The 12,754-nt window shown below is 55.7% G+C and carries 16 protein-coding genes; 4 read left to right on the forward strand and 12 right to left on the reverse strand.

Annotation, left to right across the window (positions count from 1 at the left end):
• Positions 1-262 precede the first annotated feature (262 nt).
• From AAIE04_RS08425 to AAIE04_RS08445, 5 genes are read right to left on the reverse strand one after another with little or no spacing between them, the layout of a single operon-like run.
• Positions 263-2,944, reverse strand: coding sequence for a DUF927 domain-containing protein (locus AAIE04_RS08425; RefSeq protein WP_498576786.1), 2,682 nt, complete (start codon positions 2,942-2,944; stop codon positions 263-265).
• 9 nt (positions 2,945-2,953) lie between these two features.
• Positions 2,954-3,304, reverse strand: coding sequence for a DUF5375 family protein (locus AAIE04_RS08430; RefSeq protein WP_033636586.1), 351 nt, complete (start codon positions 3,302-3,304; stop codon positions 2,954-2,956).
• On the reverse strand, positions 3,301-3,582 hold the full coding sequence (locus AAIE04_RS08435) for a hypothetical protein (protein ID WP_145956989.1): 282 nt from the start codon (positions 3,580-3,582) through the stop codon (positions 3,301-3,303). Before AAIE04_RS08435 ends, AAIE04_RS08430 begins: the two co-directional genes overlap by 4 nt.
• 44 nt (positions 3,583-3,626) lie before the next feature.
• Entirely contained in the window at positions 3,627-3,980 is a 354-nt protein-coding gene (locus tag AAIE04_RS08440; RefSeq protein WP_498576787.1) for a hypothetical protein, read from the reverse strand.
• Entirely contained in the window at positions 3,973-4,149 is a 177-nt protein-coding gene (locus AAIE04_RS08445; protein WP_021807316.1) for a host cell division inhibitor Icd-like protein, read from the reverse strand. The genes AAIE04_RS08440 and AAIE04_RS08445 overlap by 8 nt, the downstream gene beginning before the upstream one ends.
• A 135-nt stretch (positions 4,150-4,284) precedes the next feature.
• Between AAIE04_RS08445 and AAIE04_RS08450 the strand changes: the two genes are divergently transcribed.
• The gene (locus AAIE04_RS08450; RefSeq protein WP_072010298.1) at positions 4,285-4,479 is read left to right on the forward strand and encodes a toxin-antitoxin system HicB family antitoxin; all 195 of its coding nucleotides are present in this window, start codon (positions 4,285-4,287) and stop codon (positions 4,477-4,479) included.
• Between the two features lie 30 nt (positions 4,480-4,509).
• Here AAIE04_RS08450 and AAIE04_RS08455 read toward each other — a convergent pair whose 3' ends face one another.
• From AAIE04_RS08455 to AAIE04_RS08470, 4 genes are all read right to left on the reverse strand, one after another.
• A complete protein-coding gene (locus AAIE04_RS08455) occupies positions 4,510-4,728 on the reverse strand; it encodes a helix-turn-helix transcriptional regulator (RefSeq protein WP_072010297.1) in 219 nt (72 codons plus the stop codon).
• Between the two features lie 304 nt (positions 4,729-5,032).
• A complete protein-coding gene (locus AAIE04_RS08460; protein WP_080289028.1) occupies positions 5,033-5,722 on the reverse strand; it encodes a hypothetical protein in 690 nt (229 codons plus the stop codon).
• Between the two features lie 18 nt (positions 5,723-5,740).
• Positions 5,741-6,964, reverse strand: a complete 1,224-nt coding sequence (locus tag AAIE04_RS08465; RefSeq protein ID WP_043148440.1) for a tyrosine-type recombinase/integrase — start codon at positions 6,962-6,964, stop codon at positions 5,741-5,743.
• Positions 6,965-7,139: 175 nt separating this feature from the next.
• Positions 7,140-8,003: a YicC/YloC family endoribonuclease gene (locus AAIE04_RS08470; RefSeq protein WP_015379441.1), complete on the reverse strand. Its 864-nt coding sequence runs from the start codon at positions 8,001-8,003 to the stop codon at positions 7,140-7,142.
• 126 nt (positions 8,004-8,129) lie between these two features.
• Between AAIE04_RS08470 and rph the strand changes: the two genes are divergently transcribed.
• The 3 genes from rph to tnpA all read left to right on the forward strand — a co-directional run bounded on the left by rph (position 8,130) and on the right by tnpA (position 10,181).
• The gene (gene rph, locus AAIE04_RS08475; RefSeq protein WP_025160305.1) at positions 8,130-8,846 is read left to right on the forward strand and encodes a ribonuclease PH; all 717 of its coding nucleotides are present in this window, start codon (positions 8,130-8,132) and stop codon (positions 8,844-8,846) included.
• A gap of 96 nt (positions 8,847-8,942) precedes the next feature.
• Entirely contained in the window at positions 8,943-9,584 is a 642-nt protein-coding gene (pyrE, locus tag AAIE04_RS08480) for an orotate phosphoribosyltransferase (RefSeq protein ID WP_063918312.1), read from the forward strand.
• A 150-nt stretch (positions 9,585-9,734) separates the two neighbouring features.
• Entirely contained in the window at positions 9,735-10,181 is a 447-nt protein-coding gene (tnpA, locus tag AAIE04_RS08485; protein ID WP_498576569.1) for an IS200/IS605 family transposase, read from the forward strand.
• A 61-nt stretch (positions 10,182-10,242) separates the two neighbouring features.
• On the opposite strand, the gene slmA is transcribed toward tnpA, so the two are convergent.
• The 3 genes from slmA to coaBC all read right to left on the reverse strand — a co-directional run bounded on the left by slmA (position 10,243) and on the right by coaBC (position 12,744).
• The gene (slmA, locus tag AAIE04_RS08490; RefSeq protein ID WP_004931203.1) at positions 10,243-10,839 is read right to left on the reverse strand and encodes a nucleoid occlusion factor SlmA; all 597 of its coding nucleotides are present in this window, start codon (positions 10,837-10,839) and stop codon (positions 10,243-10,245) included.
• Between the two features lie 251 nt (positions 10,840-11,090).
• Entirely contained in the window at positions 11,091-11,549 is a 459-nt protein-coding gene (gene dut, locus AAIE04_RS08495) for a dUTP diphosphatase (RefSeq protein ID WP_015379440.1), read from the reverse strand.
• On the reverse strand, positions 11,527-12,744 hold the full coding sequence (gene coaBC / locus AAIE04_RS08500) for a bifunctional phosphopantothenoylcysteine decarboxylase/phosphopantothenate--cysteine ligase CoaBC (protein WP_043129414.1): 1,218 nt from the start codon (positions 12,742-12,744) through the stop codon (positions 11,527-11,529). The genes dut and coaBC overlap by 23 nt, the downstream gene beginning before the upstream one ends.
• Positions 12,745-12,754 lie beyond the last annotated feature (10 nt).

Raw genomic sequence — 12,754 nt, forward strand, 5'->3', positions numbered from 1 at the left:
TCTGTGAATCGGCCTATGCCTTTATCGATTCTCGGGGGTAACAGGGGTTACACAGGTTACAGATATGATTTTAAAGGGAAAAATGTGTTACCCCGGCGAGAATGGTTGGGGTAACAACTGGTAACAGGATAAAACGACGCCGATATTGTTACCCCTGTTACCCCAAACCAAATAAAAAGGGTAACAGATTTTCTTTAGTGATTACAACGATGTAACCCCTGTTACCTCTGTTACCCCTTAATAATAAGACTCGCGTAAAGCCTTACCCTAAGACGTCACTGGTGAAGACATACAGCTTCTTGACGCCCATCTCTGGCGGGCGGGTGGCCGTTTGCATTTTGCCGTCCTTGGCCGGAACCAGAAAACCGGCTTCCGCACAAAGCCTTGCCACCTTCCGTGCATCGTAACCTTTACAGATTTCCTTCCAGCCGGACGGCATCACATAGAACGTCGTCACCGCCTCCAGCTGCCGGGCATGGTTGCCTTTCTCCACCTTGCGCCAGCCCACCATGTTGCCGGGGCGGTTCATCTCGTTATGCCAGTCGGCAAAGCGGCTGAACTGCCCAGCCGTGAAGAAGGTACGCACCTGCTCCAGCGCTGCAATGTCTTCCTGATTGGCGCTATGGCCCCGGTCGGCCAGCCATGCCCGCATGCAGGTCTGGGTTGCCCGCAGCGCTTCCCCCTCCGGCCAGCCGGTGATGCCGAGCCGTGTAGCCAGCTCCCCAGCCATGGCAACCAGCGCAAAGCGGTTGATGGCCCGTCCGACCTGATTACCGGCGTTATCCGGCATCAGCAGTTGGGTGTACTCCTTCATCAGCGCCTTGGCGCTGGCCGTCATGCCGTTCAGGTCGGCGGTGAGGGCTTTCAGCCAGGCGCGGAACGGCGTGCCGTACACCGTCGCGGTGGCAACTTCAAAATGTTCCGCCAGCGCCTTGCCGCTGTCGAACCCATGCAGGCTTTCAAATACGCCGTATTTGCCGGAGTCGCTCGGTATCTGGAGCATCCGCACTTCCATCCCGGCAAACGTGCGTTCGCCGGCGCGGGCAGCGTGCTCGGTAAGCGACAGTTCCCCGGTGGAGAAGAACAACAGCCGCCACTGCTTGCGGGTGCGTAACTCACCGTCGGTGCCCGCCCGCCCCTTGCCTTGGCCGTTCGCCAGCATATAGGCGATGTTTCCGGCCTCGCGGCCGTCCACCTCCCGGATTTCATCGAGCATCATCGCTGCGTCGTTACGACGGCTGGCGGTGCCTTCCAGCGCATTACCGGTGGAGCGCCATGTGTGCCAATAGTCCGGGCCACCGCACACCGAGGTGGCCGCCTTCATGGTGGTGGTCTTTCCGTCGGTGGATTCGCCTTTGAGGTGATACCCGCCGCCGTCCATTCCCACCAGTCGCAGCAGCGGCGCGGCAAATGCCAGACTGACCGCAAAGGCCACGCGGGAGTTGCCGACACAGTACCGGCCAATCTGCTCCTGCCAGTCGTCCAGCGTCCCGGCCACGCGAAAATCTTTGCCCTGCACGCTGGCGGTTTGCAGAATCACCGCTTCCGCACCGTCGCCAATCACCTCGTCCTGCAACACATAGACGTCGCCGTGCCAGCCGGTTTTGTTCACGCAGGTGACTTTGCGCTCCGGCTTGCACAGGGAGATGTACTCCATCAGCCGGGCGCGGGCCTCGCCGGTGGTGCTGATGTACGACAGGCCGTTAACCAGCAGGATACGGCGCAGCTCTTCGCCGCTGCCGCTCAGCATCTCCATCGGCATCGCCCATTTACGCGGCTGGCCGTAGGTGTCCTCCCATTCCAGCAAACGGCCGAAGTTGCCGCCGTCGGCGTCGCAGGTGATGGCCGTCACCCGTAACGGGTTGCTGATTTTGATGTTGCGGATTTCGGTGTCGCCGTCCGACTTCTGTACCTGCTTGTCGAACCACAGGTATTCCTGCGTCAGCCGGAAGCCCTGCGGCAGTTTCACCGCCGACTTACCCAGTTGCACCAACTCTTCGTTAAATGCCTCTTTGGCGCGTGCCGGGCCGTTCTCCTGCATAAAGTCGTTCCAGTCCGCCTTATGGCGGGTCGGCGGCAGCGTCACGCAGCCGTTGACGGCCTTGGCGGCTTTCTCCGCCCAGACCTTGCCGGTGTTCTCTTTGCCGTCGTAGAAGTCATTGTCTGCGGCAATGACGATACGGGCCTGCGGCCAGCGGGCGTGCACCGCCTGCGCCACGTTCGGCAGATTACTGGCCGAGATGGCAGCCATCACCCAGCCTGCGGCGAGCTGGGCGGCCGTCAGTGCGGTGGCGTAGCCTTCGGTGATAATCACCTGCGTCGGTGGCTCGTCGCTCTGTAGAGACGCGCTGAGGGCGATAAATGCCCCCTTTTGCACCGTCCCCGGCAACAGCCGCTTATCACCCAGCGGAGAAATCAACTGCGCCCCCGTCACGGCGCCGTTTATGTCCGTCAGCGCCAGCAGCAGTGACCCCGGCGGAAAGTCCACGCCGCCGCTCTTGCGGGCCGTGGTGGTCAGCGGCTGCGGCAGGCTGGCAAACCCCTTGCCGGTAAGATACTCGCTTTGCCCCTCCGTGCAGGCGGCCAGCCACTGCGCTACCGTGTCGGCCACCGCCGGTGCCGGTTTGACGGCTTCTCTTCTGGCGGGCTTGGGCGGCTGTTGCTGCACCTGACTCAGTTGCAGCACGTCGGCCACTTCGTTGACTGCCTGACCGAGGCTGAGGCCGTTGACCTTCGCCACCAAGTCCAGTCCGTCGCCGTGTGTGCAGTGTGTGCAAATCCAGCGGCCGTCGCCGTTCTTGTCGTCCATGCGAAACGGCTTGGTGCCGCCGCACGACGGGCAGGGGCCGTGCTGACCGTGAGGGGGTACCGTGACCCCCAGCAGCGGAAAAATAACGTCCCAGCGGCCGCGGGCGGCCTGTTTGGTCTGTTCTAACTTGGTCATTGCGCCCCCTTAATGCAGCGTCGGTGCCGGATGGCCGGATGTGACCGCCACGCCGCACAGCTCCGCCATGATGTTGCAGCCCTGCGCCGTGAGCTGCGGTGCTGCCAGCAGAATGTCCGGGGCCACCATGTCACCCAGCAACGAGCAGGCAATCGCCATGCCTTCGTCAACGCCGTGCAGCTTCACAAACAGCGCTTCGATGTCGCTGGCAATCAGCATCTGCAGGCTGTCCAGCGTGTGGGGAAGCGTCATGCCCTGCGCCGCACAGGCGGCGAGATAGGCTTCGGCCACTGCGCGACGAAACAGCGCGGTGCGCACTTCCAGTGGAATGCAGGAGGCAGAACCGTTATCCAGCGTCATGCGACCACCTCGCCGTTAATTGCGGCGCACTGCGCCTGAACGAAGGCCAAATCCTCCGACAGGTAAGCCACCATCGCGGCCATTTCCTGCGTGGTGATGCCAGTCGGGAACGGTGTAGAGGCGGCCTGCCCGGCGAACAACATATCCAGCAGCGAACACGCCTGCTTGGCGCGATTAAGTTTTTCAAAGGCGTCTTCGGTCATGCCGTAAGACAGGTAGCGGCAGGATGGCGGCAACAGCGTGCCCTGAGCTGATGTTTGCCCATGTGATGAAGTCATGATTTTTGTCCGTCAGAATCGAAAATGAAGCGTGATAAACCGCGTTACAGGAAGCGGGAATAATGGGTGTCGTCGTGCTCCGGCGTCGGCCGTCGCGTCTCCCACTGGCGGCTGTAGACCACCTTTACAGACGGGTGCAGCCGGAGCGGCGACTGACCGGCGGCAGGCCGGGGAGCAAGGTTGCGCGGCGCATCGGCGATTTTGCGGTACACCTCACTGAACCACGGCAGCGGCATGGCGGTCATGTTGCCGGACAGGTCATACTCAAACACCACTTCATAGGCGAACTCCGGGTTGTTACGGGCCGTTGCCTCATCGGCGCGATACAGGCTCAGGATACGCACCGTTCTGCCTTGCTGATGGCGATAGCGCTCGCCGCGCTGGGGAAACTCACGCATGGCAGCCTCCCTGTGGCAGGCGACCGGCAAACAGGAGTACGTAGTCACCGGCCAACTGGCGGCGGGCGCTGCGTTCGTCACCGGCGGTAATGCGCAACATCACCGGGCGGATTTTGCGCTGGGTGCGGTTGATTGCGGCAAAGATGTAGGTACACTTTGATGTAGCCATAGCGTTGCTCTCAATTTACGTGAATGGTGAGGCTCTGGCAGTGTTGGCGCACTGTTCAGAGCCGCTTTTTTTTCAGGGGTTACCGTGATAAGGTGGCCACCTAACGATGTAGGCATTAATTCAATAGGTGGCCACTTGTCAACAGTGACAACTCGAGATCGCAGTCCAAAAGGGGGCGGGCAATCTCCACAGTTTAAAATGCGTATAACTCCTGAGTTGAAAGAACAACTCGAGGTAGAAGCCGCTAAGGACAACGTAAGCTTGGCTAACTGGATGAAAGAGCTAGCTAGGCAAGAGCTGATCCGTAGAGGTGTCGTCCCCAAAGGTTGATTCTTTGTTTGATGCGGCGTTTTGGCCGCATCAGGCAAGATCGTTTTGAGCATTGATCCACTCCCTGATTTCTTCTGCTTTCCATGCAGTAATCTTCGCTGAAATTTTTACTGGTTTTGGAAATGTTCCTGCTGAAACCCTTCTCCAAAGTGTTGCGTGTGAAAAAGGCAGACAAGGCATAAGCGTTCTTTGTCTAACAAAACCCGTCTGCGGTATAAAACCGTAATTATTACAATTAGTTGTTTGCATGCTGATACCTGTGATGCCATGAGATGATGCGAGATTAAAACTCGCAGCGTTGTAGTTCCAGCGAAAATGGGATTACATAAAGTCAATGATAATTCCAATAAAACAAAATCAATTCCAACAAGTTTGCGGGAAATCTAATAATCATTAATTATTTGATTTTTATTGGTTTTTATTTTTTAAGATAATCATTGGGGGCTGCTGGGATACGCTGGGATACGCTGGGATACCCATGGATTGTCATGAGTTGGTTTTTATGGGCAAAAAACACCCACAGATATGCTTTGTGGGTGTTAATGCATTGATTTCAATCGTAAATTGTCTTTATGGCGGCTGATATTTTACTTCGGATTGAAGAAGCTCTTAATCCATCGCTGGAAATTCCATTTTGTTCGACAAAGTCATCAATTAAGTCTTTAACATGCTCAACACATACGGTGTTGTCTTTTTTTAGCCATTTTGATGGATTGGATTTATTTTTCTCCTGCGCCAGTAAGCTTACGGTTATACCAATGATTTTATTGAGGCTAACAACTTCCTCTTCTTTTTTGTAAAGCCCTCTATTGTTTGCGACTAATTGTTTTCCTAGTGATTCAGCCTCGCCACCAATGAATTGAAGAAGTGGCCTTGTTTTGGAGTGCATTGCTAAGTTAGTAATGGCAACTTTACATCTATCAATAATTGCACTTGGTGTTGTTACATCATCCCGACAGTTAAATCCGACTGAGAATATAATATCTGATTTTACTTTCTCATCCATATCTATTGGGTGTGGGTGCGGTTTGTATTCACCATAGTTTGTGACCCTAGGTATTTTCTCGTTTTTAAAAATCTCTTCTAATGTTCTTTTTATTCTCACTCTAATGTGGGTTATTATTTCAAGGTGTTCATCATTTATGTCTTTTCTTCTTGCGTATGGTGATACTCCGACCAAGCATTTAGAGAGCTCATCGATAGTAATAGACGGTAAGGTTGCGAATCTTTCGAATTCTGTCATCCGCTGAAAACTTTTCATTTAATCAGAGTCCATATCTAACTTAATTAATTTATCTTGCCATAATAGTAATGCTTTTTTGCGCTCATCAAAGTACTGATGCCTATTATAAATACCTTCAACACCTTTGATTCTGTGATTAAGACAGCGCTCTGCAACTATAGGGTCAACGCCAAGCGAGGCGAGATGTGTTCTGGCTGTACGTCGAAAATCATGAATAGTGAAATTATCAATGCCATGTAAGTGAGGTCGTAGCTTTGCAAGAGCAACTGGTAGGGTGCTTTCTACAATATGGGGGATCATACGATTTTGCATTTTCCTTGCGGGAAGAACCCATTCACTGTTGCATGACATAATCTTGAGTTCATTTAGCCATAATATGGCATTCTCGGGGAGAGGAATATCAATATCATCACCATTTTTTGTACCGGTTAGGTGCCAAATGGCATTATTTAAGTCTATGTTTTCCCATCGAGCTGAGCATAGCTCCATTTTCCTACAACAAAGGAGTAAAAGTAGTTTAAACGTGAGCTCATTTTGTCGGCCGAATCCTTTGGCTTTTTTCATTGCCGAGAATAATTGGGATAGTTCGTCATCAGTAAGAAATCTTTCCCGCGATTTCTCTTGCCCACCTGCATCCGCAAGTTCGAATGCAGCGGCAGGGTTTACCTCCAGAATATGTCTTTTAATCCCGTAATTGAAAATTCTTTTAGTCCAACGTAAGACATCGTTGGCTACGGTTGGGGCGCCACGTGAAACGATATTTTGTAGCATTTCATCTATATGCCGTGGTTTAACTTCGTCGGCTTTGAGATTACCAATATGCGGATTGATATCCTTATCGATACGACGACGGAGAATATCAGGATGTTTCCAGCGACCAAGGATTTGGCGTTCAAAATACTCAGTTGCTAGATCTGATACCTTGCGTGCATTTTTGTCAGCCTCGATCTTTGCAATGGCGGAAGCCTTACGCTCTTTTTTCTCACCAGCCACGTCATACCCTAGAGCTACTCTTGCGGAAAGCATCCTGACTGTTTCACGCGCTTTAGCAAGGGAAAGCTCCCCATAGGACCCGATCCACATAGCTCGGGCTTTACCTGCCAAACTGTAGCGGAAGCGCCATTTTGGTGTTGCGAAGCTATCGCGGTAGCAAAGATAGAGACCATTACCATCGGCCCTGCCTTCGAAGCGTTCCCCCGCCTTTACCCAAGCTTTTATCTGTATATCCGTAAGTTTGCCCACGCTCAATAACTACCTTGTACCAAAAGTGTATGTACCATTTTCATGGTTGGTACAGTCTATGGTACATCAAAATGGTGAGATTTGAGTAGGTGAAGTGGGACTGGGTGAGATTAAAAAAGCCCGTAAGTTACGGGCTTTTATGAATATTTTATATAGCATGATACATGCTGATAAATTACTCGATGTTCTGGATCTGCTCGCGCATCTGCTCGATCAGCACCTTCAGCTCGATGGCGGAGGCGGTGACGTCGGCATTGATCGACTTGGAGGCCAGGGTGTTCGATTCGCGGTTGAACTCCTGCATCATAAAGTCGAGGCGGCGGCCGACGGCTTCTTTCTTCTTCAGGATGTTGTGCGTCTCTTTCACGTGCGCTTCCAGACGGTCCAGCTCTTCGGCGACGTCGATGCGCTGCGCCATCAGCACCAGCTCCTGCTCCAGGCGGGTGTTTTCCAGCTGCACCTGCGCCTCTTCCAGCTTGCTGACCAGGCGCTCGCGCTGCCATTGCAGGATGTTCGGCATCTGGGCGCGCACTTTGACCACTTCGGCGCTGACGCCGTCGAGGCGCTGTTCGATCAGCGTTTTCAGCGCGGCGCCTTCGCTTTCGCGTGCGACGATAAAGTCATCCAGCGCGCCGTCCAGCGCCTGCATCAGCTCGGCGCTGATGGCGTCCAGATCCTGCTCCTGCGCGGACATCACACCCGGCCAGCGCAGCACGTCGATCGGGTTGATTTCCCCTTCGTCGCTCTGCATTTTCACCCAGTTGGCGGCTTCGACCAGCTGTTTGGCCAGCTTTTCGTTCAGGATCAGCGAGCTTTGCGCGCTTGGGTCCAGTTCGAAACGCAGGTTGCATTCGACTTTGCCGCGGGTCAGGCGGCCACGGATACGTTCACGGATCACCGGCTCCAGGCTGCGGAATTGTTCCGGCAGGCGGATGTAGGTTTCTAAGTAGCGCTGGTTAACGGAACGCAGCTCCCAGGCTGCGCTGCCCCATTCACCCTTGATTTCACGCCGGGCGTAGGCGGTCATGCTGCGGATCATTGATGCGTACCCGTAATAGGAAAAGATGGGGCGATTATAGCGTCGCGGCTGCGGGCAGGATAGGCATTACGTCACGAAGCCCGTATAATGCGCAGCCAATAGTTGATTTGAAGCCGGAGAGAGCCCATGCGTCCTGCAGGCAGAGCACCACAGCAAGTTCGCCCACTGACACTGACCCGTCACTATACCAAACACGCTGAAGGTTCAGTGCTGGTTGAGTTTGGCGATACCAAAGTCTTGTGCACCGCCACGGTAGAAGAGGGCGTTCCGCGCTTCCTGAAAGGCCAGGGGCAAGGTTGGATCACCGCCGAGTACGGTATGCTGCCGCGCTCCACCCACAGCCGCAATGCCCGTGAAGCCGCCAAAGGCAAGCAGGGCGGCCGCACGCTGGAAATCCAGCGTCTGATCGCCCGCTCGCTGCGCGCCGCGGTGGATCTGAAAAAGCTCGGTGAATTCACCATCACCCTCGACTGCGACGTGCTGCAGGCCGACGGCGGTACCCGCACCGCCTCCATCTCCGGCGCCTGCGTGGCGCTGGCCGACGCGCTGAACACGTTGGTGGCCAACGGCAAGCTGAAAGCCAACCCGATGAAGGGTATGGTGGCGGCGGTTTCCGTCGGCATCGTCAATGGCGAAGCGCTGTGCGATCTGGAGTATGTGGAAGATTCCGCCGCGGAAACCGATATGAACGTGGTGATGATGGAAGACGGCCGCATGATTGAAGTGCAAGGCACCGCCGAAGGCGAGCCGTTCAGCCACGATGAGCTGTTGGCGCTATTGGCGCTGGCCCGAGGGGGAATCGAAACCATCTTCCAGGCGCAGAAAGCGGCGCTGGCGGATTGATTTTTTAAGGCGACTGAGAAGTCGCCTTTTTTATGCCCGACGATCGGGCGGTAGTAATGACAAGACCCAAACAGATTCAGACGAGGAGAAGCAGTAATGAAAGCCTATCAGCGCCAGTTTATCGAGTTCGCGCTTAACAAGCAGGTATTGAAGTTCGGCGAGTTCACCCTGAAATCCGGCCGCACCAGCCCGTATTTCTTCAACGCCGGCCTGTTTAATACCGGGCGCGATCTTGCGCTGTTGGGGCGTTTCTACGCCGAAGCCCTGATGGATTCCGGCATCGATTTCGACCTGCTGTTTGGCCCGGCCTATAAAGGCATTCCTATCGCCACCACCACGGCGGTGGCGCTGGCGGAACACCATGAGCGCGACGTGCCTTACTGCTTTAACCGCAAGGAAGCCAAAACCCATGGCGAAGGTGGTTCGCTGGTGGGCAGCCCGCTGCAGGGGCGCGTGATGCTGGTGGACGATGTGATCACCGCCGGCACCGCGATCCGCGAGTCGATGGAAATCATCGGCGCCAGCGGCGCTTCGCTGGCGGGTGTGCTGATCTCCCTCGACCGTCAGGAACGCGGCCGCGCGGATATCTCCGCCATTCAGGAAGTGGAACGCGACTATCACTGCAAGGTGATTTCGATCGTGACGCTGAAAGACCTGATTGCCTACCTGGAAGAGAAACCGGAGATGGCGGACCACCTGGCGGCGGTGCGCACTTACCGCGAGCAGTATGGCGTCTAAATAACAACGCCGGGCATGCCCGGCGTTTTCGTTATCAATCCTAAACCACCTCCTATGGAGGTGGTGATCGTTCATGTGGGGCTATGCCCGAAGGATGCTCATGCTAAATACTGCCTCGGTTTGTTACCAGCAAATCAAGGAGTAAGTAGCATGAGCAGATATGAATCCGCTTCCCACGTATTCTATCGATGTCAGTATCATCTCGTATGGACACCGAAGTACAGATACAAAATCCTCAAGGGTAATCTCGGTAAAGAGCTTTACCGCAGCATTTACATCTACTGCAATATGAAAAAATGCAGAGTAGTCGAACTAAATGTTCAGATAGATCATATACATCTGGTAGTTAGAACCCCACCGAGTTTAAGTGTTTCCGAGCTAATGGGATTTGTGAAAGGGCGGACAGCCATCAGGCTGTTCGCTAAGTTTCCTTATCTAAGAAAGCACAAGCTTTGGGGTAATCACTTTTGGCAAAGGGGATATTTTGTGGACTCGGTAGGGGCAAACGAAGAGATAATTCGACGATATGTACGGTACCAGGACAAGGTAGCGAAAGAGGAAGAAGAAAGACAAATGCAGCTAGGGCTAGAAAAGTAGTGTTTAAGCCCCCTTTTAGGGGGCTGTGTCAAAGCCACCTGCTAAGCAGGTGGATTTTTTACTATTGCAGCTGTGCCGCTAATAGCGGCCAGCGGGCGTCGAATTCCTGCGTGGGGCGATAGCGGAATTCCGAACGCACATAGCGCGACAACATGCCTTCGCAGAAGGCCAGCAGCTGGCTGGCCAGCAGCGTTTCATCGACGATAAAGCCTTTGCCTTCGCGCAATTTGCGCTCTTTCAGCACCTGGCGCAGCTGCGCCTCGATGCGCTCGAACAGCTGGTTGATGCGGCCCTGCAGGCGATCCTGTTCAAACATCAGCGCGTGGCCGGTCATGATGCGCGTCAGCCCTGGGTTGCGTTCCGCAAAGCCCAGAATCAGCAGCAAAATCAGGCGCAGACGATTAAACGTCTCTTTCTCGTCCTGCAAGATCAGGTTGATGCGGGTGATCAGGCTGTCTTCAATAAACTCGATCAGACTGTCGAACATCCGTGTCTTGCTGGGGAAATGCCGGTACAGCGCAGCTTCAGAAACACCCACGTTCGCGGCGAGCTTGGCGGTGGTGATGCGTTGGCTGCCGTCGCTGGACTCCAGCATCTGGGCTAACGCCTGCAATATTTCCTCGCGCCGATTCCTTTTCGTCTTTTCTTTTTCTGCCATGTCTGATTAGACCCTTGCTAAAACTTAACTGACGGAAACCCGCGCACCGGCCGCTGCAGAGCAGGCTCTGTGCGGCTTATGTGATAGCTTTTTTGCGATGCTGGGGTCAGCGGCCTTAACGGCCTTTTTCCGCGCTGCCTGGTGTGCGCTGCAATTGTCGCGGTAAAACCTTGCCGCAGAGACATCCTTCTCCCCGGAAAGGCAAGGTTCAGGCGACGTTTCCCTGCCGGCCATCGTACATTGGGTAGCGCTTAGTGGCGCCCCGAGTGGCCGAAGCCGCCTTCGCCGCGTTCGCTGCTGTCGAACTCTTCCACCAGGTTGAATTCGGCCTGCACCACCGGCACGAAGACCATCTGCGCGATGCGTTCGCCCGGCTCGATGGTGAAGTGCTTCTGGCCGCGGTTCCACACGGACACCATCAGCTGGCCCTGGTAATCGGAGTCGATCAGGCCGACCAGGTTGCCCAGCACGACGCCGTGCTTATGGCCCAGGCCCGAGCGCGGCAGGATCACTGCCGCCAGGCTAGCGTCGGCGATGTGGATCGCGAGGCCGGTAGGCAGCAGCGTGGTTTCACCCGGCGCCAGCTCCACCGCGCTGTCCAGGCAGGCGCGCAGGTCGAGACCGGCAGAGCCCGGAGTAGCGTAGGTCGGTAGCGGGAAATCCTGACCGATGCGTGGGTCGAGGATCTTAACGTCGATTTTTTTCATCATAACGGCTGACTATCTCGTCTATTAAACGTTGGCCAAGGAGTGCCTTGTCGCTCAGCGCCAGGCGTTTCTCTCCATCCTGCCAAAAAAGGTGCAGGGCATTGGTGTCGCTGTTGAACCCGTGCTCTGCAAGCGATACATCGTTAGCGCAAATTAAATCCAGCTTCTTACGCGCCAGTTTTTGCCGCGCGTATTCTTCCACATTCTGGGTTTCGGCGGCAAACCCCACGACAAAGGGTCGATTTTTGGTCATCGCCGCCACGCCGGCGACGATATCGGGGTTTTTTACCATCTTGAGGACGATTTCATCACCCTGTTTTTTTATTTTTTCATCGGCGATCCGCTCGGGGCGATAGTCGGCCACGGCGGCGCAGGAGATGAAAATCTGCTGCTGCGCGGCGCGTTGTTGCACCGCCTGCTCCATCTCCAGTGCGCTGGTAACGTCGACTCGGGTGACTGATGGCGGCGTCGGCAAATTGACCGGCCCGGCGATCAGCGTCACCTGCGCGCCGCGAGCGGCGGCGGCGCGCGCAATGGCGAACCCCATTTTGCCTGAGCTGTGATTGCTGATGAAACGCACCGGATCCAGCGCTTCACGCGTCGGGCCGGCGGTGATCATAACCTGCAAATGTTGCAGATCCTGCGTGACAGAGAAATGGCCGTTCGCCAGTTCGACGATGTCCAGCGGATCCAGCATGCGGCCCGGGCCGACGTCGCCGCAGGCCTGGCTGCCGCTGTCCGGCCCCCAGAGCAGCATGCCGCGTGCCTGCAGCGTTTGCAGGTTGGCCTGCGTGGCGGCGGCGCGATACATCTGCTGGTTCATGGCGGGCGCGGCGGCGATAGGTGCGTCGGTCGCCAGGCAGACGGTGGTCAGCAGATCGTTGGCCATGCCGGCGGCGACGCGCGCCAGCAGATCGGCGGTCGCCGGCGCCAGAATCACCAGGTCCGCCCATTTGCCGAGTTCGATGTGGCCCATGGCGGCTTCGGCGGCGGGATCCAACAGATCGTCGGACACCGGATAGCCGGAAACGGCCTGCAGCGTCAGCGGCGTAATGAACGCCTTGGCGGCGTGGGTCATCACCACGCGCACTTCTGCGCCTCTGTCGCGCAGGCGGCGCACCAGCTCTGGGCATTTGTAGGCGGCGATGCCGCCGCTGATGCCAAGCACAATATGTTTGCCGGAAAGTCCCGTCATCATCATTGTCCGA

The organism is Serratia sp. Ae19-1 (genome assembly GCF_059801225.1).